This window comes from Polaribacter sp. L3A8, assembly GCF_009796785.1.
GTDB lineage: Bacteria > Bacteroidota > Bacteroidia > Flavobacteriales > Flavobacteriaceae > Polaribacter.
In genome coordinates this window covers 354,021-373,517 of sequence record NZ_CP047026.1, presented here as the reverse complement: position 1 = coordinate 373,517, position 19,497 = coordinate 354,021, and the positions used below count along the sequence as shown (strand labels likewise).

Here is a 19,497-nt window from a genome sequence, read left to right as displayed (position 1 = left end):
AATGAAGAGTTATAATTAAAATTCTAAAAACATTATTTTTTATTTAGATTTTCTTGATAATATTTTTCAATTTTATCTACATTTTTAATTGTTTTCTTTACCCAATTAAAATACAAAACGTCTTTTTCTTCTTTTGATAATTGCCAATCAACGTTAGAATTTCTTAATTTTGTGGTTACATCTTGTAAAATAATGGCTGCCGCTACAGAAATATTTAAGCTTTCTGTAAAACCAACCATTGGTATTTTTAAAAAACCATCAGCTTGTTCCTTTACATAATCAGAAACGCCCTCTGCTTCTACTCCAAATACAAATGCCGATTTTTTAGTGATATCAAAATCTTGTAATAAACAAGAATCATTATGAGGCGTTGTTGCAATAATTTGATATCCTTGTTCTCGTAAATTATCTAAACATACTTTGGTATTATCTCCGTCTTTTTTATAACGTGTAGAAGTTATCCATTTTTGAGAACCTTTTGCAACGTGTCTAGAAACCTTATTTGTATATTTATTTTCTATAGCGTGCACATCTTGTACACCAAAAATATCTGCAGTTCTAACCACTGCACTTGCATTATGAGGTTGAAAAATATCTTCTAAAACCACTGTAAAATGTCGAGTTCTATCTTCTAAAACCTTTTTAAAAAGATCTTTTCTTTTATCTGTTAAATAGGTTTCAAAGTAATTTAATAGTTTTTCATCAATCATAATTACAAACTTAGAATTATTATTTTTATCTTCATTAAAGATTTTATAAAAATACAAAAACCGATACTCTCATGAAAAGATTAGTTGTTTTAACTGGAGCAGGAATTTCTGCAGAAAGCGGCATACAAACCTTTAGAGATGCAGATGGTTTGTGGGAAGGTCATAATGTTATGGAGGTTGCTTCTCCAGATGGTTTTGCTGCAAATCCTGAATTAGTTTTAAACTTTTACAATGAACGCAGAAAGCAATTGTTAGACGTTAATCCCAACAAAGGCCATGTTAATTTAATGGAATTAGAAAAGGATTTTAATGTAGAAATTATCACACAAAATGTGGATGATTTACATGAACGTGCTGGCAGTAAAAATGTAACTCATTTACATGGCGAACTTTTAAAAGTAAGAAGTTCTGCTGATGAAACAATTATTTTAGATTGGAAAAAAGATTTAGTTTTGGGAGACTTATGTCCTAAAAAAAGCCAATTAAGACCTCATATTGTTTGGTTTGGAGAAATGGTACCCATGTTAGATAAAGCCATAGAAATAACTAAAAAAGCAGATATCTTGGTTATTATTGGTACTTCTATGCAAGTCTATCCTGCAGCAGGTTTAGTAGATTATGTAAAACCCAATACACCTATTTATTTTATAGACACAAAACCTGCAATTTCTGAAAGTAGTTTTAAAAATTTAACCATCATTAAAGAAATTGCAAGTATTGGAACAGAAAAATTGATTGATTTATTGATTTACTGAAAGCTTGTCATTTCGAAATGAACTTTTTAGATATTGAGAAATCTTATACTCATTTCATATTTCTCTTACTTCCTAATTAGAATTGCAATAGCACCTCTTAATTTAAAGTAATTGGCAAACAAGTCTAGCCCTGATTGCAGCAATTGTTTGAGCTCTTTTTTATGCTTTTTCAGCATAAAAAAAGCGAGTGCGGAAAGCAGGAAATAGCTTCTAAAAAAACTATTTAATCATATTTTTTAAATAAAAACGCTCTACTTTTTCTCTTGCCCAAGGTGTTGTTCTTAAAAATTTTAAACTAGATTTATAGGTAGGATTGTTTTTAAATGCATTAATATTTAAAATATCTCCTAATTCTTCCCAACCATATTCTTTGAACAATTGCTCTAACATAGTGGCTAACTTTATTCCGTGTAACGGATTATTTGGTTGTTCGGTGCTCATTATTTATCTAAATTTGGTAATACAAAATCGTCTAGAACAGACTTTTTTGCCATCATTTTTTCTATTTCTTTTACGGTTCTAGGTGCTTCTACAGAAAGGTTTACAGGTCCGTTTTGGGTTATTAAAATATCATCTTCTATCCGAATACCAATTCCCCAATATTTTTTATCACAATTACTACCTTCTGGTATATAAATTCCAGGTTCCATGGTGGCAATCATATTTTCTTCAAAGTTATTATAATTTCCCGGATCGTGCACGTCTAAACCAATATGATGTATGGTTCCGTGTGGTAAATAATTGTGTTTCTCATCAACAGATTTTATAATTCCTAATTGAAACAACCCTTCGTTTACTACTTTTACTGCAGCTCTATTTGGTGCGCTCATGCTACCGCCAATAACATACAAGGCAATACCAGCTTCTTGTGCTTTATAAACGATGTTGTAGATTTCTTCTTGCTCTTTTGTAAATTTTCCGTTGGCAGGAATGGTACGTGTAACATCGGCTGTAAAGCCTCTGTACTCTGCACCTAAATCCATCAAAACTAAATCGTTGCCAATTATTGTTTTATTATTTTCTATATAATGTAAAATACAACCATTGTTTCCGGCACCTACAATAGACGGATATCCTTCGTATTCTGCACCGTATTTTTTATACACAAACTCATGAATTCCTTGTAATTCGGTTTCAGACATGTGTGGTTTCATTGCCTTCATTACTTCTATTTGACCAATAGCAGAAATTCTTATTGCTTTGGTTAATAGTTTTATTTCTTCTTCCGTCTTCACTTCTCTTAACGTAGCTAAATTACTTGATAAGAAAGAAAAATCGAAATTATTTTCTTTTTTTGCTTTTAAACTCAGGCTTATTTTTTGCTGATAATCTTTTAACTCAGTATCATTTTTTGCACTTGCAAAATCCATAATTAACTTGTCTTTTTGCAGTTCTGGATACCGTGTAAGCTCTTGATTGATTTTCTTTGAAAGCTCAATCCTATTTTTTTCAGGAACATTTGCAATTGCCTGATGTACTTTTTCTACATATTCTGATGAAAACTGTATGTTATTAAATCCTGAAACTTCTTTAAAACTAGCTACTAAATCATAAATTTCTGCTTTATTTCTGGTTGAATTTCTATAATCGTCGTTAAATTTCTCGATAAAAACACGATTAAATTTCTTAAAATCGATTTGTGTTTTTATAAAATCTTCTCCAGTCATTACATCATTAAAACCCAATTCTTTTGCTGCACCTACTGCTCCCAAACGTGTTCCGTACCACATTTCTGCTTGCGCATCTTTTTTCTGAACGTATAATATTTCATTATAAGAAGCTCCTTTTGCATTTGTTTGGTTTTCCGAAAACAACACTAAAACCGCATTGGGTTCTTTATAACCGGTTAAATAATAAAAGTTAGGATCTTGATGAAACACATAATCTACATCATTTGCTCTATTTCTAACAGAGTTTGCAAACACAACAGCTACAGAGTTTTGTGGCATTTTAGATCGCAAAACCTCGCGCCTATCTTTATGAAATTCTTTGGATAGAAAATCTGTGGGCGCTTGTGCTAAAGTGTTTAAGCTAAGTAATAAAAAAGCGATGCATAAAAATTTAAAAACTTTCATAAAAGTGATTTTATTTTTGAGAAAATCAAATGTAACATTTATTCTTTTCTAGCTAAAAATATTAACAAACTATTAGTGATAGATAATTCCATTTTTTTCAATATTTTAGCTGAAATTTAAAGAAATTTATTCATGAAAAATATTGCATTAAATAATATTCACGTTGCTTTAGGTGCTAAAATGGTTCCTTTTGCTGGTTACAATATGCCTGTACAATATGAAGGAGTTACGGCAGAACATTTAACAGTAAGAGAATCTGTTGGCGTTTTTGATGTTAGCCACATGGGAGAGTTTTTGGTGGAAGGTGAAAATGCATTGGCTTTAATACAAAAAGTAACCTCTAATGACGCCTCTAAACTTGCCATTGGAGATGCTCAATACAGTTGTTTCCCTAATGAAGAAAACGGAATTGTAGATGATTTAATTTGTTATAAAATTAAAGAAAACACGTATTTATTAGTTGTAAATGCTTCTAATATTGAAAAAGATTGGAATTGGATTTCTAAATATAATGAGGATTTTAATGCCGATTTAAAAAACCTATCTGAAGGTTATTCTTTACTTGCAATTCAAGGTCCAAAGGCTGTAGAAGCAATGCAATCTTTAACTTCGGTAGATTTAGCAGGTATTCCTTTTTATAAATTTAAAATTGGTGACTTTGCTGGTATCGAAAATGTAATTATTTCTGCAACAGGTTATACCGGTTCTGGCGGATTTGAAATTTACTGTAAAAACGAAGAGGCGGAACAAATTTGGACTAAAGTTTTTGAAGCTGGTGCAGATTACGGAATTAAGCCAATTGGTTTAGCCGCAAGAGATACCTTACGTTTAGAAATGGGATATTGTTTATACGGTAACGATATTGACGATACCACATCGCCAATAGAAGCTGGTTTAAGCTGGATTACTAAATTTACCAAAGATTTTGTTAATGCAGAAGCTTTAGCTAAAGAAAAAGAACACAAACCAGAAAGAAGATTGGTTGCTTTTGAACTAGATGAAAGAGGGATACCAAGACATGGTTATGATATTGTAGACGGAAACGGAAACGTAATTGGTGTAGTAACTTCTGGTACCATGAGTCCTTGTTTAAACAAAGGTATTGGAATGGGGTATGTACCTAGAATCTTGTCTAAAGCAGGATCACAAATTCATATTCAGGTTCGTAAGAAAGCGATTCCGGCAACAATTGTAAAACTTCCCTTTTACAAAGGATAAAATAAAAACATAGAGGTCAGTATTTAAATTCATATCTTTAAAAACAACAAATACAGTAATATTATGAATATATTTAAAGGACAAAACCTTCTAGAGTTTGCTGATCGGTTTAAAACGGATGAAGATTGCAAGAAATACTTGGCAGATATTAAGTGGAAAGATGGATTTCAATGTGTTAAATGTGGTCATAAAAAGGCTCAAATAAGAAAAGATTTTTCACGGACATGTAATATTTGCTCTCATCAAGAATCATCTACATCAAACACACTTTTTCATAAAGTAAAGTTTGGTGTTAGAAAAGCTTTCTTTATTGTTTTTGAAATGAGTACGAGTACTAAAAGCCTTTCTGCTAGTTATGTTGCAGTTCGTTTTAGTGTAACAGAAAAGACTGCCCGTTTATTTATGCTCAAAATTAGAGAAGCTATGGAAAGTAGTGGAAATAGTCCTATGACCGGTATTGTTCATGTGGATGAATTTGTTTTGGGTGGACGAGAAAAAGATAAAGTAGGAAGAAGTTATAATGCTAAGAAAAAGAAAGCTATAACTGCTGTTGAACTAACTCAAGATGGAAAAGTTAAAAGAATGTATGCCATGAGAATCGAAGATTTTTCAGCTAGTTCTTTGCAATATATTTTTGTGAATCATATCAGTCGAGAAGCTAAAGTGATAACCGACAAATGGAGAGGTTACAGACCTATTGCGAAAGCTTATAATATTACTCAAATAGAAAGTAATGGAGGTATGAATTTTAAAGCACTTCATACAATGATTCATCAGGTGAAATCTTGGATAAGAACAACGTATTCTTGGGTAAGTGACTTTAATCTAAATAGATATTTTAATGAATTTTGTTTTAGAATTAATCGATCACAAAGTAAAGCAACAATATTCAATAACTTAATAACTAAAATGGTTGAAAAGGAGAAAGTAGAACATCACAAAATTATATGTAACTAACTACTGACCTCTATAAAAACATTTTAGAAGTTCTCTAAAAAAATATTAGTATGTCCGTTCGAGCACAGGCGAGAACTTTATAAGTTATTATGACTATACCTTTCTACTTCGCTCAAGCGGAAAAATAGTTGTCTGTTTTAAGACAACTATTTTTTTATTAAATCACCTATTGAAATTTTATCAAAAAAAACATGAATTGTTTATTAACTGGAGGAACCGGAATTGTTGGGAGTCATATTATTTTTGAATGGTTACATAAAGCCATTGTAGACAAAACGGTACAACATCTTTTTGTTGTTATTAGAGCCAATGAAAAAACAGCAGAACAACGTTTATTAGCTGTTTTACAAGACGCGTCTCGTCCGGAGTTTTTAAATGATTTTACTATTGAAGCTTGTTTAGAAAAGATTACTATAATTAAGAATGATTTAGCTACAATTAGCAAAGAGGTTTTAGAAAAATATCATTTTGATACTGTAATTCATTGCGCAGGTTCTACCAATTTATCTAGTACAAGCGATTCCAAAAAAACAGTTCATTCTCAAAATTATTTGGTAACCAAGCAACTTTTAGAGCAGTTACCTAAACGTGTAACTCGCTTTTTATACATTAGTACTGCGTATTCTTTTGGCATACAAAATGAAAAAGTAAACGATACAATCGGAAACTATACGGTTACCGATTTTAGAAATCCGTATGAGCAATCTAAATATGAAAGTGAACGTTTTGTAAAAGAAACCTGTGCTTCTAAAAACATTGCTTCTCAGATTTTAAGACCCAGTATTATTTGTGGTCGTTTAATTAACAAACCTTTTTTTGAAACGCCAAAATTTGATGTTTTTTATTCTTGGGCTATCTTTTTAGCAAAATATGCAACCAAATCTAAAAATGCTTTTAGAATATGGATTGATAAAGAAAGTGGCTTAAATATTGTGCCTGTAGATTTTGTTTCTAAAGCCATTTTATACGCTTTTTTAAATCCGCAGATTAAAGAATTGAATATTGTAAACCCTACACAGATTTTACATAAAGATTATGTAGGCGATGTTTTAAAATCTTTTGATGTAAATTCTTACCAATACGTTAACAAAAAACCAGAAAACCTAAACACTTTTGAGAAACTGTATTACAAAACCATAGGTGATATTTTCGAAAATTATATCTCTATTCCTGATTTACAGTTTAATTCTGATCAGATTTTAAAACTTATTCACCAATTAAAGTTAGAAGATACTTTAGGTGTTCATGCAAACTTTATGAACCTAATTAATTTTTCTGTAGAAAAAAAGTTTAGAAAAAGTTACTAACTATTAAATACATTTTAAAACATTGGATTCATTAACGCAAATAGTTTTAGGTGCTGCAGTTGGAGAAGCTGTTTTAGGAAGAAAAATTGGTAATAAAGCCATGTTATATGGTGCAATTGCAGGTACTATTCCTGATTTAGATGTGCTTTCTGCTTTCTTTACAGATAAAGTTACTGCTTTAGAAATGCATAGAGGTTTTACGCATTCTATCTTTTTTTCTGTACTCTTCGCGCCTATTTTTGCATTTATAGTTACTAGGTTCGAAAAATATAAAAACGTTAAAGATTGGTCTTGGCTTTTCTTTTGGGCATTTATAACACACCCTATTTTAGATGCACAAACCACTTGGGGAACACAACTTTTTTGGCCTTTAGATATTCGGCTAGCTTTTAAAAATGTATTTGTAGTAGACCCTTTATATACCTTACCATTTATTGTGTTTTTAGTTTTGGTAATGCGTCAGAAAAAAGAGTCTAAAAAAAGACGTTTTTACAATAATTTAGGGCTTATTATTAGCAGTTCTTATTTAGTACTTACATTGGTTTTAAAAGGTATTGCTTACCAAACATTTACCAAAGAATTAGCCGCTCAAAATATTCAGTACAAAGAACTAGCTACAAAACCAACGCCATTAAACACCATTTTATGGACTGCCAATGTAGCAACAGAAAATGCTTTTTTAATTGGTCATTCCTCTTTTTTTGATAAAAATCCTATTCAGTTTTCTCGTTATCCTAAAAATCATGAGTTGTTAGCAGATTTAATACATCAACCTAAAGTAAAACGCATGATTGCTATTTCTAAAGGCTGGTACACCATCAATAAAAAAGAAGGTGTTTTGTATTTTAATGATTTACGATTCGGAGCTTTAAGCATAAAACCAAATGCAGAGAATTTTGTTTTTAAATATAAAATTGAAATTGATGCGAACGGAGTTCCGTTTTTTATAGAAGAACCCAAAGATAAAAGCGACGGTAAAAAACTGTTATCAGAATTATGGGAAAGGATTAAAGGCAATTAAAAGGAGTCTTTTTCAATTTGATATTTTAACTCAAAAAAGCTAATTTCGCTCACTTCTGATTAAAGGCATGAATATTGACGTTACATCAGAATTAATATTTTAAGGAACTTGAACCAAGAACAACCTATCTTATGAAAAAATTACTGACAATTATTATCATTATTTCAACATCAATTGTAAGCGGACAAAATAATAAAGACTCTTTAAATGTAATTTATAAAAACTATTTTGAGCTTTTAAAAACAAAAGAAAAATTAGACACCATTGTTCTTAAAGTAAATAATTTTGAAGAATTAATGAAATCTAATAACCAAATTATTAAAGAACTGTCTGACGCAGAACTTTTTGGTTTAAAGAAACAATTAGAACAACGAAGAAAAAAAATAATAAACACAACAGAATTTGTTTTTGCATCAAACGCTAGTTTAAATGCTATAAAACAATTAGATGCAACAAGTGATTATCTTACTCAAATTTCTAGCTTAAACAATCCTGACAACTCCGATTTAGGTTTTTCATTATCAGAAAAAATTGCTGAAATTTTAGAAAATAAAATCATAAAAGGGAATAAAAAGATAAATGGAGTTAAAAAATCTAAATTCTTACTTTTTATAGATAACATCATTAAATCTCCACTAACTCAAGAAATATCAAGCGCTATACCTGTTGTAAGTTCTATAAAATCTGTGGTAGATTTGGTGATGGGAAATGCTCTTAAAGGAAACGATGTTTCGATAGATGATGTTATTGATTTAAAAAAATCTTTAAGTGCATATTTAGTGCATTATGAAGGGTTAGCGAAAGCACAAACTGAATTTGAACAAAACCTTGGTAATTTAGACATCAGAAAAGAAGGTTTGGTATTACTTTTAACACAATACACAACAGAACGTTCTAATACATTAAACCCGAATTCAATATCTGAACAAGATAAAAAATTAACCTTAACAAAGGTAATTAATAAACACTACACCAAAGGAATTATACAACAAAGTGTAGATAAAATAATTAGTGCTAAACCCTTAGATTACAACAATCATTTAACAAACAAAAACTTAATGTATCCTAACTATGCGTTAAATCAAGCTAAGTTTATAAGAGATGAAATTGAGTCTTTAAGTAAAGAATATATCTCTATTTTTACAACCTATCAATCTGCTTTAAAACAGGTTTTAGAAAAAAGTAAAGTAATTGGAGATAAAAATAAAATTGATACTAAAATTACTGAATTAGAATCAAAACTTTTAGCAGTTCAGATTGCTTTTGATGATAATTTAAACATCTACAGTTTAAACAGTAAATTTAATGCTTTAATGGAATATTAAATTTTTAGCTACAACTTTTTACAAATAAATTACACAATAAAAATCGACTTTATGACTAATGATGTAATAAAAACAGGAATTTTATCTTTTGGAATGTCTGGACAAATATTTCATGCTCCTTTTTTAGATGAACATCAAAATTTTGAATTAAAAGCAGTCGTAGAAAGGTCTAAAAAGAAAGCACATCTAATATATTCTGATATAAAAAGCTACAATACTATTGATGAAATTTTAGCCGATTCAGAAATTGAATTGGTTATTGTGAATACGCCAAATCCCACTCATTTTGAGTTTGCATTAAAAGCACTGAAAGCAAAAAAGCATGTGTTATTAGAAAAACCTTTTACTGTAAATTCATCTGAAGCAAAGCAACTTTTTATAGCTGCAAAGAAATATAATTGTCATGTATTGGCATATCAAAATAGACGGTATGATAGTGATTTTTTATCTGTTAAAAGTGTATTAGCATCTGGTAAATTGGGTAAATTAGTAGAGTTTCATCTTCGTTATGACCGTTATAAATATGTGATAGGTGAAAAAATCACCAAAGAAACTCCCGTTCCTGGTAGCGGTTTAGCGTATGATTTAGGTCCGCATTTGTTAGATGCTGCAATTTCTCTTTTTGGCACTCCGTTAGAGTGGAGAAAAAACGTAGGTAAATTTAGACCAAATACACAAGTAGATGATTATGCTCATTTTCATTTATTGTACCCAGAAGGCATGCAAGTTTTTATTACAACAAGTCTGTTAGTTGCCGAACCACAACCCGCTTTTATTTTACACGGAACAAAAGGTTCTTATGTAAAAGACCGTACAGACGTTCAAGAACAACAATTGCAAGAAGGCATAAAACCTTCTAACCCAATATTCGGAATAGAAGCAACTCATAAACATGGAGTTTTAACGACTTTCACAGATGAAGGATTAAAACAACATGAAAATATAATTTCAGAAAAATCTACCTATAAGCAAGTTTTTGACAATGTTTACAATACTATTAGAGAAGGAAAACCCTATCCGGTAACCGAAGAACAAATTATACTTCAATTAGAAATTTTAGAAAGTTAAAAAACAATTTCTTATAAATTTAAGATTGAAAAATAATACCTTTACAGCACAATTATTGAATCGATATTAAACCAAATTACTATAAACCATCCTAAAGAATGCAAACAACAAAACTGAGCAAAGAAAGTATATTACCTCTTACCTGCTCTCGCTCCGGAACCTGCTGTTTTGGAAAAGCTGTAATGTTGAATCCTTGGGAATTATTGAGTTTTAGTAAAGAGAAAAAAATAAGTCCAAGAGCGTTTCGTGATTTGTATACAGATTTTGGAGGTATCCGATTAACCTTTAACGGAAAACCAGATAAAAAAGGCCAATTAGCGTGCAGTCAATATGTAGATAATATGGGCTGTAGCGTTCATTTAGGTCGCCCTTTGGCTTGTCGTTTATATCCTTTAGGACGTCAAATACAATTTGAAAAAGCGCATTATATTTACGAAGGAAAACAATTTCCTTGTTTAACAGATTGTGCTGAAGTTTTAGAATTACCTAAATTGAGTGTTGGAGAGTATTTAAAAGGACAAGGTGCAGATCCTTTTGAAAAAGCACAAGACGAATATTTAATGATGATGCAAAACATTGCAGATATTGCTTTCGAATTATTGTTAGATACAGGCTTATCCGCCTCTGGCGATACAAAAACATTATCAACCTGGAGAGAAATGGGAAAAGAACTTCCTGAAACCCTAGCTGAAAGAATCGGTAAAAGTTGGATAGATGCATTAATGATTCCTGACATAACTGATGTTATTGAAAACCCTATCGATTTTGCACAGCAACACAATAATTTATTACAACTAAAAGCGCAAGAAGAATTTGGAAGTTTACAAACTTTAGAAGAAGTACATAAAGCTTGTGTTTTAGTTATGGGAGTTGCTTTACACTTATCTAGAGGTTTAGGAGCAGACACAAAAGGAATTGCAGAACTTTGGATAGAAACCGCAAAAAGTCATGGTGCAAAAGAGTAGTATTTTAGAGCTCTAAAATAATATTCAAAATTTCTTAAAAAAAATGTAAGGTTTCAACTTTTTAACCGATTATATCTAATTAAAATCAAATAACATCCACTTAAACAAATAACATGAAAAAAACAATTATCACATTATTTGCCAGTTTATTACTTATTGTAAGTTGTAACAAAGCTCCAGCAAAAGCAAAACAAATAGAAGAAAAACCAAAAGTAGTTGTAGAAAAAACATTTTCTCAAAAAATTGAAACAGCACATAAAAAAGAAGCTTTTTTAAAAAACGAAGCAATTCAGTTTGATGCAGCAATTGAATTTGGGGGAAATGAAATTTTTAATGCAACCATTACAGTTTCAGCAACATCAGACATTGCAAAAATTACTTATAAAAATGGTGATGAAATTTATGTAAACAAAGAAAATGTTTTTGTTTCTCCTAGTTTAAATGACAATCCTGGAGTTCGTTTTCACGCATACACTTGGAGTTATTTTTTCTTGTTTCCTTACAAGTTAAATGACAATGGAACAAAATGGAATGACGATTTTAAAACAAAAGAAACAACAAACAACTACGATGTTGCAAAGTTAAGTTTTGAAGCTAATATTGGTGATGCACCAGATGATTGGTATATTGTTTATGCTGATAAAAAGACACACCTTTTAGAAGATGTTGCATACATTGTTACTTCTGGAAAAACAAAAGAAGCGGCAGAAGCAGATCCTCATGCAATTAAATATGAAGATTATAAAATGATTGATGGAATTCCGTTTGCTACAAACTGGGGATATTATGGTTGGAACATAGAAACAGGTTTGTCTGATAAAATAGGAAGTGCAAAAATTACTAATATCCACTTTCTGGAAGGTTTTAGAAAAAGCTTTGCTATTCCAGAAAACTATATTAAAAAATAAGCATTCTATTTTTTACACATAATAATCCCACTGAGAAATCAGTGGGATTTTTGCTTTAATACTATTCTCTCATAAATATAGCAAAGGTGATAAATGTCAGATTTTAAAACATATACCTATCGTAAATTTACGATAAGAATTATGGAAAGAAATTTAACTCCCTTAGCTCACAAAGAAAATAATAAAACCTTAGCTAAATTTGCCAAAGCTTTGGGGCATCCAACTCGTATTGCAATTTTAAAACATCTAGAAAACCAATCGTGCTGTTTTACCGGAGATTTAGTAGAAATTTTTCCGTTGGCACAATCTACCATTTCTCAGCATTTAAAAGAATTAAAAAATGCGGGACTTATACAAGGAGAATTAAAACCTCCAAAAATAAAGTATTGTATCAATCAAAAAAATTGGAACATTGCAAAATCTTTATTTCAACAATTTTTTGAATGATTTTATAATGTAACTACATCGCTTATTTGCGATAAACAAATATTAAAATTATGAGTAAAGTAATTAAAGTTTTAGGTACTGGTTGTCCAAAATGTCAATCAATGACCGCAGTTGTTAAAACTGTAGTTTCAGAAAACAACATCGATGCTTCTATTGAAAAAGTAGAAGATATTATGGAAATCATGAAGTTTAACGTAATGACTACACCTGCATTAGTTGTTGATAATGTTGTTACCATTAAAGGTAGAATTCCTTCTAAAGAGGAAGTACTAGCGCTACTAAAATAATTAAATTCTAAATTATGAATTATCAAATTAAAGCATCTTCTGTATCAAATGAAGATGCTGTTATTCATATCAAAGAATCTAAAGTGAAATTTGGCACTACTCTAAAAATGGCTAAAAGTTTACCTAATCCGGCAGAACTATTCTTAGCTTCATTTGCTGCCTGCATGCTTAAAAATGTAGAACGTTTTTCTACAATGATGAAATTTACGTATTCTAAAGCTACGCTTGATGTTCATGCTACGCGACTTAAAAATCCACCAAGGATGGATAACCTTATTTACAATTTAACGATCTATAGCAGCGATAAAAAGTTAAATATAGATTTGTTAAAAAAGAATATTGAAAAACACGGAACGATCTACAATACCATAAAATTATCTTGTAGTATTTCTGGTATTATAAAAGCGATAGAAAATGTTTGATTGGATACAAAATATAGCAGATTGGTTTGTCTATGATGTTTTAAACTTAAACAAAGGACAGCATTTAGCAGAAACCTTAAACTTCTTTATTTACGACACTACAAAAATTCTCATATTACTTTTTGTAATCATTTTTTTAATGGGAATTGTAAATAGTTATTTCCCGATAGACAAAGTTAAAAATTACCTATCAAGAAATAAATTATACGGTTTAGAATACCTAATGGCAAGTCTTTTTGGTGTTGTAACGCCTTTTTGTTCTTGCTCATCAGTTCCTTTATTTATTGGTTTTGTAAGAGGCGGAATTCCGTTAGGCGTTACTTTTGCTTTTCTAATAACATCTCCTTTGGTTAATGAAGTTGCCATTGGACTTTTTATAGGTTTATTTGGAGTTAAAACTACTATTATCTACGTAGTTAGTGGTATTTTATTAGGAACTATTTCCGGGGTTATTCTTCAAAAATTAAAATTAGAAACCTATTTAACTCCTTGGGTAAAAGAAGTGTTAGCTAATGCACAAAAAGAACAAGACCTTTTTATAGCAGAAAAACAAACCTTACAACAACGTTTACCCATAATTTGGGCAGAAGTACTTGCTATTTTAAAAGGTGTTATTCCGTATGTAATAGTTGGTATTGCCATTGGTGGTTTAATGCATGGCTATATCCCTGAAGGTTTTTTTGAAAAATACATGGCCAAAGACAATCTTTTTGCGGTGCCAATTGCTACTATTTTAGCAGTACCAATGTATTCTAATGCATCCGGAATACTACCTGTAGCACAAGTTTTAGTAGCAAAAGGAATTCCCTTAGGAACCGCAATTGCTTTTATGATGGGGGTTGTTGGTTTATCACTACCAGAAGCAATGTTATTAAAGAAAGTTATGACCTTAAAATTAATAGCCATCTTTTTTGGTGTGGTAACACTCTGCATCATTATTTCTGGATATTTATTTAATATGATTTTATAACTCAAATGATCATCAAAAAGAATAAATAGAATAACTTAAATTTTAATTTGCTTAACCGTTACACGTTGCTCTAAAGAATGTGCAACAGGCCCAAATTGGTTAAAAAGAGCCACATCTGCAGCATCTAAACCATAACCTACGGCTACATAACCACCTTTTTGTCCGGTTTGTGTAGCATCAAAAGTATACCAACGTCCGCCAATATAAGCTTCAAACCAAGCGTGCATATCCATAGGTTGTAATTTATGTAAATAACCAACAACCATACGTGCAGGAATGCTTAAACTTCGGCATAATGCAATACCTAAATGCGCTAAATCTCTACAAACACCAGAACGTTTGTAATTTACTTCTGTGGCAGAAATAGGAAAATCACTACTACCGGGAATGTAACTAATATTTGTACGTAACCATTCTTCTATAGCAAAGACTTGTTTATATCCAACCAGTTTGTCTGCGGTAATTGTATTTGCTAAGTCGTTAAAACGATCAGATTCACAATACCTACTAGGTAATAAATAACAAAGTACTTCATTGGGTAAATTCTGAATTTCTACAAAAGAGGCATCAAAATTTACATCAACAAATTCAGACGTTTTTACATCTGAACTCGTAAAAAGAGTAAACTTACCTACTGGAGCCACCAAACGTTGGCATAAGTTACCATAATCATCTGTAAACTCTATGATGGGTACATTTGGATATATTTTAAACTCATCTCGCTCAATCCACTGCTCTGCACCACTTCTAGGACGTAACATTAAAATAAAGGGAGTTGGTGTTTCTATATCAAAAGCCAAATTACAACTTACACGTAACCACATAAATAAATTTTATTAATAACAATTGCGACACCAAAATTGGTAACTCTTAAATGTAACGGATTAATAATAGAAAAGTGTTGATTTATATGTATTAAATACAACCTAAATTTACTTAAACAACAATAATATAGCTTAAAAATGGTGATTATAATGTACTCCGTGTTTATAAAAAAAAGTCATTTCGTATTAAAAATCATCAACAAACTAAATAAACCGTCTTTAAAATCTTTGTTGTATAATCTATAAAAAATAACCTTTTACAAAGGATATTTTAAACATGGAATGTATTCTTTTAGAATTTTAACAGAAGTTGTTAAAATTTAAAACGAGAGATGACACACGTTGATTTTTCAACTCAAAAAAACTAACTTCGCTAACTATTTTAAAAGTAAACTAATAAAATATCTTGTAGTTATTTTAACAAAAACTAAATAATCTACAGTACCTAATATATAAAAACGTCAATTATGGAAGACAAAAAAATATTAAATTATATTAAAGATGTATTAGAAAATGTACCAACATCATGGTTAAATTTAACGACACATCGATTAGATATTTATAATGAAAAATTAGCTAAAACTGACTTTTTAAATCAGTTTGAAACTTTGTTTAACAACAATAATACTGCATCAGCTGCTTTAAATGCATTGCCTACCGCTTATGATTATATTCGTTTAGGGCATCCATTATCTTGTGTTTTAGAATGGGGAATTGCAAAATTAAACGCTATTAAACCAGAGAACGTAATTAGTTTTTCATCACAAACTATTCCTGTTTTAGCAGTGCTAAGAAAGAATTTATTAGAAAATAAAAAAACTAGAATTGTTTATTTAGGTAAACTTTCCGAAAATTTTGATAATGAGGTAATTACAAATATTTACAACTATAATTTTAAGTTAGAAAAATTAACAAAATTATCTGATATTTCTTCATTTAACGGAAGTACAATTTTTATATCAGAAGAAGACAAAATTGATACCTTTAACAAGATTTCAAACATAGATTTTGTAGTTAATCTTTATGGACACCTTGGTAGTATTTTAGTTGTAAATGGTACGCAAAATGAAAATTACATTTCAGACATTCAGCATGTAAGAAGAAGAGAAACCATTGCTATGACTCCTTCTAATTCTCTTATTGCTTTAAAAGCTTTGGTTACAAAATCTGCTATTGAAAATAAAATCGATAACGACACCAATAAAACAAGTGTCTTAAATGCTATTAAAGAAGTTACGGGATCTAAAACAAAACCTTTAGTTGCTTCTAGTGGACTGTCTATTCAGTATGCCATTTTAATGGGGTTGATTCATGATGCAGCAGAAAACCATAAAGGAAAAGCAATTAAAATTATTGTTCCTCCAAATTGCTATGGTGGTACAAATGACCAAGCAAGACGTGTTGCTGCTTGTATTGATCATGTAGAAATTGTAGATTTATTAGTTGATGGAGATAATGATATGGTACAAAGTATTGATACCGTTTTAAACAACATTGCTAAACAAGACGCTGTACCTTATATTATTGCAGAAATACCAACAAACCCAAGAGTTGAAGTTCCGGATTTAATCAAATTAAAAGAAGTTTTAAGTAGAAAACGTACAACTACCACGGGAGAAACTGCTATTGACCCAGTTTTTATTTTAGATCAAACATTTTGTCCTAATGTTCACTTTTTAGGTGAAGGAGAAATACTATCAACAGTAAGAACTATTTCTTTTGCGAGTGGTTCTAAATTTCCAAGTGGCGGAAAATGTACTGCAGGTTACTGTATCGGAAATAAAAAAACAGACTCACTAATAAATAAAATAGAGCATCATTTACTTCTTTGTGATAATGAAGCTACTAGTCTTCAGTACGAAATACTAGCACAACAAATGCCTTCTATGAAACAAAGAATTGTAGATGCATATACAAATACACGTTTTTTTGTAAACTATATTCACGAAACTTTACCAGGAGCAAAAATCAATTTTGTGTCAGAAGAACTAGCTACACAAGGGTTTACGCCATCTGTATTTTCATTAGATCTACCTACAACAGGAAACACAGATGAAGAGAAAGAAACTAATAAAAGAGCTTTAAATTTAAAGTTAATCAACTTAATGATTACAGAAATTCCTGATGAAAGTAAATTCTGTGTAAGTTACGGACAACTAAAAGGATGTTATTGGACGATACCTGCAACATCTACACAAGGAACCACAAAAGAAGGCGATAAAGATTATATTGTACGTGTATCATTATCTCCTAACATGGATTTAGAACACCATAAAGAAGTATTTTTAAAGTTTGTAGAGAGTATTTAAAATCAACCATATATTTAACCTAAAATAAATTTAGGTTGACAAAAAAAAACCAATGATTTCTCATTGGTTTTTTTTTATAATATTAGGTGTAACTAATTACACATTAAATCTAAAGTGCAATACATCACCATCTTTAACAATGTACTCCTTACCTTCTACTCTCATTTTACCCGCTTCTTTTACTTTAGCTTCAGAACCATAAGTTACAAAATCTTCGTACGCAATAGTTTCTGCTCTAATAAAACCTTTTTCAAAATCGGTATGAATTACTCCTGCAGCTTGTGGCGCAGTAGAACCAATAGGAATAGTCCAAGCTCTAACTTCTTTTACACCTGCTGTAAAATAGGTTTGTAAGTTTAATAATTTATATGCAGAACGAACCAATCTAGCCACACCAGCTTCTTCTAAGCCAATATCTGCTAAAAACATTTGTCTTTCTTCGTAATCATCTAATTCTGTAATATCTGCTTCCGTACCAACTGCCAAAACAATAACTTCTGCATTTTCGTCTTTAACAGCTTCTTTAATTCTATCTACATACGCATTTCCAGATACGGCAGAACCTTCATCAACATTACAAACATATAATACTGGTTTTGCTGTAATAAACTGTAAAACTTGCACAAACTCCATTTCTTTCTCAGAAAAATCTAAAGTTCTTACAGAAACACCTTTTAATAAAGTTTCTTCAATTTTTAATAAAACCACCAGTTCTGCTTGCGCTTCTTTATTACCAGTTTTAGCCGTTCTTTTTACACGTTCTAATCGTTTTTGAACCGTTTCTAAATCTTTTAGTTGCAATTCAAAATCAATTGTTTCTTTATCTCTAACAGGATCTATAGAATTATCTACATGAATAATATTATCATTATCAAAACAACGTACTACATGTAAAATGGCGTCTGTTTCTCTAATATTTGCCAAAAACTGATTTCCTAAACCCTCTCCTTTACTTGCTCCTTTTACCAAGCCAGCTATATCTACAATTTCTACTGTAGCAGTTTGAACTCTTTCTGGAACAACTAATTCTTCTAATTTTTTTAAACGTGAATCTGGCACATTTACAACTCCTAAATTAGGCTCAATTGTACAAAAAGGAAAGTTAGCACTTTGCGCTTTTGCATTTGATAAACAGTTAAATAAAGTTGATTTTCCTACGTTTGGTAATCCTACAATTCCGGCTTTCATGTAAATAAATTTTGCGAGTGCAAATATAACGGAACTTTCATAAAAATATAATTAAATTAATAAAGAAAGCGTAGAATCATCAATTTTATTTATTTTTAAAAAAATATTTGTCACATTTACACTCTTAAATGAATAAAATAACAGATCAATTTATTTGGAAAGCCTTAAAGGAAGGAGATCTTAGAGCATTTTCTACACTCTTTGAAATCTATTATCCTATGCTACATAATTATGGCTTAAAAATTTCTAATGATGTTGCTCTTACAGAAGATTCTTTACAGGATTTCTTTTTATACGTTTATGAACATAGAGAAAATTTAAGCGATTTAGATACGATTGCCCCTTACCTATTTACATCCTATAAACGGTTTTTATTAAAAATGATGCAGAAAAATGCAAAATTAAAACATACTGATTTTTCAAATGAAACTTTTGTAGACCTACAGTTTACTGCTGAGGAAATAATGACATATCAAGAAACAGAAAGTTTTAAAAATAAAAACCTCTCTATATTATTAAATAAATTACCCAAAAGACAAAAAGAAGCCATTTATCTAAAATACTACAGTGGTTTAAAAGCTACCGAAATATCAGAAATAATGGGTATTAATTATCAAAGTGTTATAAACTCTCTTCATAAAGCCATAAAAAGTTTAAAAGAAGAAATTTCTATTCTAAAATTATTTAATTGAGTTTAACATAAAATTAAGAGTATAAAAAAACAATATTTGCCTTATACAA

20 protein-coding genes are annotated in these 19,497 nt (G+C 30.3%); 15 read left to right on the top strand and 5 right to left on the bottom strand.

The window, feature by feature from the left end; genetic code table 11:
• Positions 1-32: 32 nt before the first annotated feature.
• Complete coding sequence (locus GQR92_RS01240) at positions 33-710, bottom strand: TrmH family RNA methyltransferase (protein ID WP_158841895.1); 678 nt, start codon at positions 708-710, stop codon at positions 33-35.
• A 71-nt stretch (positions 711-781) separates the two neighbouring features.
• Between GQR92_RS01240 and GQR92_RS01235 the strand changes: the two genes are divergently transcribed.
• Positions 782-1,465, top strand: a complete 684-nt coding sequence (locus tag GQR92_RS01235; protein WP_158837416.1) for an SIR2 family NAD-dependent protein deacylase — start codon at positions 782-784, stop codon at positions 1,463-1,465.
• 219 nt (positions 1,466-1,684) lie between these two features.
• Here GQR92_RS01235 and GQR92_RS01230 read toward each other — a convergent pair whose 3' ends face one another.
• Positions 1,685-1,906, bottom strand: a complete 222-nt coding sequence (locus GQR92_RS01230) for a VF530 family DNA-binding protein (protein WP_068448094.1) — start codon at positions 1,904-1,906, stop codon at positions 1,685-1,687.
• Positions 1,906-3,540, bottom strand: a complete 1,635-nt coding sequence (locus GQR92_RS01225; RefSeq protein WP_158837415.1) for an aminopeptidase P family protein — start codon at positions 3,538-3,540, stop codon at positions 1,906-1,908. Before GQR92_RS01225 ends, GQR92_RS01230 begins: the two co-directional genes overlap by 1 nt.
• A gap of 132 nt (positions 3,541-3,672) precedes the next feature.
• Between GQR92_RS01225 and gcvT the strand changes: the two genes are divergently transcribed.
• The 12 genes from gcvT to GQR92_RS01165 all read left to right on the top strand — a co-directional run bounded on the left by gcvT (position 3,673) and on the right by GQR92_RS01165 (position 14,435).
• The gene (gcvT, locus tag GQR92_RS01220; RefSeq protein WP_158837414.1) at positions 3,673-4,758 is read left to right on the top strand and encodes a glycine cleavage system aminomethyltransferase GcvT; all 1,086 of its coding nucleotides are present in this window, start codon (positions 3,673-3,675) and stop codon (positions 4,756-4,758) included.
• Between the two features lie 63 nt (positions 4,759-4,821).
• Positions 4,822-5,715: an IS1595 family transposase gene (locus tag GQR92_RS01215; protein ID WP_158837413.1), complete on the top strand. Its 894-nt coding sequence runs from the start codon at positions 4,822-4,824 to the stop codon at positions 5,713-5,715.
• A 191-nt stretch (positions 5,716-5,906) separates the two neighbouring features.
• Positions 5,907-7,022 (top strand): SDR family oxidoreductase, encoded by a 1,116-nt coding sequence (locus tag GQR92_RS01210; protein WP_158837412.1) that lies wholly within the window; start codon positions 5,907-5,909, stop codon positions 7,020-7,022.
• 22 nt (positions 7,023-7,044) lie between these two features.
• Positions 7,045-8,043: a metal-dependent hydrolase gene (locus tag GQR92_RS01205; protein ID WP_158837411.1), complete on the top strand. Its 999-nt coding sequence runs from the start codon at positions 7,045-7,047 to the stop codon at positions 8,041-8,043.
• Between the two features lie 131 nt (positions 8,044-8,174).
• Positions 8,175-9,368 (top strand): hypothetical protein, encoded by a 1,194-nt coding sequence (locus tag GQR92_RS01200; protein ID WP_158837410.1) that lies wholly within the window; start codon positions 8,175-8,177, stop codon positions 9,366-9,368.
• 51 nt (positions 9,369-9,419) lie between these two features.
• The gene (locus GQR92_RS01195; RefSeq protein WP_158837409.1) at positions 9,420-10,436 is read left to right on the top strand and encodes a Gfo/Idh/MocA family oxidoreductase; all 1,017 of its coding nucleotides are present in this window, start codon (positions 9,420-9,422) and stop codon (positions 10,434-10,436) included.
• Positions 10,437-10,534: 98 nt separating this feature from the next.
• A complete protein-coding gene (locus GQR92_RS01190; protein ID WP_158837408.1) occupies positions 10,535-11,401 on the top strand; it encodes a YkgJ family cysteine cluster protein in 867 nt (288 codons plus the stop codon).
• Positions 11,402-11,514: 113 nt separating this feature from the next.
• Positions 11,515-12,309, top strand: coding sequence for a hypothetical protein (locus GQR92_RS01185; protein ID WP_158837407.1), 795 nt, complete (start codon positions 11,515-11,517; stop codon positions 12,307-12,309).
• 141 nt (positions 12,310-12,450) lie between these two features.
• Positions 12,451-12,756 carry an ArsR/SmtB family transcription factor gene (locus GQR92_RS01180; RefSeq protein ID WP_158841893.1) on the top strand — a complete coding sequence of 102 codons (306 nt, stop codon included), beginning with the start codon at positions 12,451-12,453 and terminating at the stop codon, positions 12,754-12,756.
• Between the two features lie 50 nt (positions 12,757-12,806).
• Positions 12,807-13,043 (top strand): thioredoxin family protein, encoded by a 237-nt coding sequence (locus GQR92_RS01175; protein WP_158837406.1) that lies wholly within the window; start codon positions 12,807-12,809, stop codon positions 13,041-13,043.
• 14 nt (positions 13,044-13,057) lie between these two features.
• Positions 13,058-13,465 (top strand): OsmC family protein, encoded by a 408-nt coding sequence (locus GQR92_RS01170; protein ID WP_158837405.1) that lies wholly within the window; start codon positions 13,058-13,060, stop codon positions 13,463-13,465.
• On the top strand, positions 13,458-14,435 hold the full coding sequence (locus tag GQR92_RS01165; protein WP_158837404.1) for a permease: 978 nt from the start codon (positions 13,458-13,460) through the stop codon (positions 14,433-14,435). The genes GQR92_RS01170 and GQR92_RS01165 overlap by 8 nt, the downstream gene beginning before the upstream one ends.
• 35 nt (positions 14,436-14,470) lie before the next feature.
• On the opposite strand, the gene GQR92_RS01160 is transcribed toward GQR92_RS01165, so the two are convergent.
• Positions 14,471-15,259 (bottom strand): transglutaminase-like domain-containing protein, encoded by a 789-nt coding sequence (locus tag GQR92_RS01160; protein WP_158837403.1) that lies wholly within the window; start codon positions 15,257-15,259, stop codon positions 14,471-14,473.
• A 467-nt stretch (positions 15,260-15,726) separates the two neighbouring features.
• Here GQR92_RS01160 and GQR92_RS01155 point away from each other — a divergent pair, with 467 nt between their 5' ends.
• Positions 15,727-17,568, top strand: a complete 1,842-nt coding sequence (locus tag GQR92_RS01155; protein ID WP_158837402.1) for a PLP-dependent transferase — start codon at positions 15,727-15,729, stop codon at positions 17,566-17,568.
• 96 nt (positions 17,569-17,664) lie between these two features.
• Here the strand turns inward: GQR92_RS01155 and ychF are convergent, their stop codons facing one another.
• Positions 17,665-18,756: a redox-regulated ATPase YchF gene (gene ychF, locus GQR92_RS01150; protein WP_158837401.1), complete on the bottom strand. Its 1,092-nt coding sequence runs from the start codon at positions 18,754-18,756 to the stop codon at positions 17,665-17,667.
• A 128-nt stretch (positions 18,757-18,884) separates the two neighbouring features.
• On the opposite strand from ychF, the gene GQR92_RS01145 reads away from it, so the two are divergent.
• Positions 18,885-19,448 (top strand): RNA polymerase sigma factor, encoded by a 564-nt coding sequence (locus GQR92_RS01145; protein ID WP_158837400.1) that lies wholly within the window; start codon positions 18,885-18,887, stop codon positions 19,446-19,448.
• Positions 19,449-19,497: the final 49 nt, after the last annotated feature.

Excerpts from the sequence above, each read along its gene's own strand:
- GQR92_RS01180 (WP_158841893.1), top strand. The coding sequence starts at position 12,451 with ATGGAAAGAAATTTAACTCCCTTAGCTCACAAAGAAAATAATAAAACC.
- GQR92_RS01200 (WP_158837410.1), top strand. The coding sequence starts at position 8,175 with ATGAAAAAATTACTGACAATTATTATCATTATTTCAACATCAATTGTA.
- GQR92_RS01215 (WP_158837413.1), top strand. The coding sequence starts at position 4,822 with ATGAATATATTTAAAGGACAAAACCTTCTAGAGTTTGCTGATCGGTTT.
- GQR92_RS01145 (WP_158837400.1), top strand. The coding sequence starts at position 18,885 with ATGAATAAAATAACAGATCAATTTATTTGGAAAGCCTTAAAGGAAGGA.
- ychF (WP_158837401.1), bottom strand. The coding sequence starts at position 18,756 with ATGAAAGCCGGAATTGTAGGATTACCAAACGTAGGAAAATCAACTTTA.
- GQR92_RS01155 (WP_158837402.1), top strand. The coding sequence starts at position 15,727 with ATGGAAGACAAAAAAATATTAAATTATATTAAAGATGTATTAGAAAAT.
- GQR92_RS01225 (WP_158837415.1), bottom strand. The coding sequence starts at position 3,540 with ATGAAAGTTTTTAAATTTTTATGCATCGCTTTTTTATTACTTAGCTTA.
- gcvT (WP_158837414.1), top strand. The coding sequence starts at position 3,673 with ATGAAAAATATTGCATTAAATAATATTCACGTTGCTTTAGGTGCTAAA.
- GQR92_RS01170 (WP_158837405.1), top strand. The coding sequence starts at position 13,058 with ATGAATTATCAAATTAAAGCATCTTCTGTATCAAATGAAGATGCTGTT.
- GQR92_RS01160 (WP_158837403.1), bottom strand. The coding sequence starts at position 15,259 with ATGTGGTTACGTGTAAGTTGTAATTTGGCTTTTGATATAGAAACACCA.
- GQR92_RS01240 (WP_158841895.1), bottom strand. The coding sequence starts at position 710 with ATGATTGATGAAAAACTATTAAATTACTTTGAAACCTATTTAACAGAT.
- GQR92_RS01190 (WP_158837408.1), top strand. The coding sequence starts at position 10,535 with ATGCAAACAACAAAACTGAGCAAAGAAAGTATATTACCTCTTACCTGC.
- GQR92_RS01210 (WP_158837412.1), top strand. The coding sequence starts at position 5,907 with ATGAATTGTTTATTAACTGGAGGAACCGGAATTGTTGGGAGTCATATT.
- GQR92_RS01195 (WP_158837409.1), top strand. The coding sequence starts at position 9,420 with ATGACTAATGATGTAATAAAAACAGGAATTTTATCTTTTGGAATGTCT.
- GQR92_RS01235 (WP_158837416.1), top strand. The coding sequence starts at position 782 with ATGAAAAGATTAGTTGTTTTAACTGGAGCAGGAATTTCTGCAGAAAGC.
- GQR92_RS01165 (WP_158837404.1), top strand. The coding sequence starts at position 13,458 with ATGTTTGATTGGATACAAAATATAGCAGATTGGTTTGTCTATGATGTT.
- GQR92_RS01230 (WP_068448094.1), bottom strand. The coding sequence starts at position 1,906 with ATGAGCACCGAACAACCAAATAATCCGTTACACGGAATAAAGTTAGCC.
- GQR92_RS01175 (WP_158837406.1), top strand. The coding sequence starts at position 12,807 with ATGAGTAAAGTAATTAAAGTTTTAGGTACTGGTTGTCCAAAATGTCAA.
- GQR92_RS01185 (WP_158837407.1), top strand. The coding sequence starts at position 11,515 with ATGAAAAAAACAATTATCACATTATTTGCCAGTTTATTACTTATTGTA.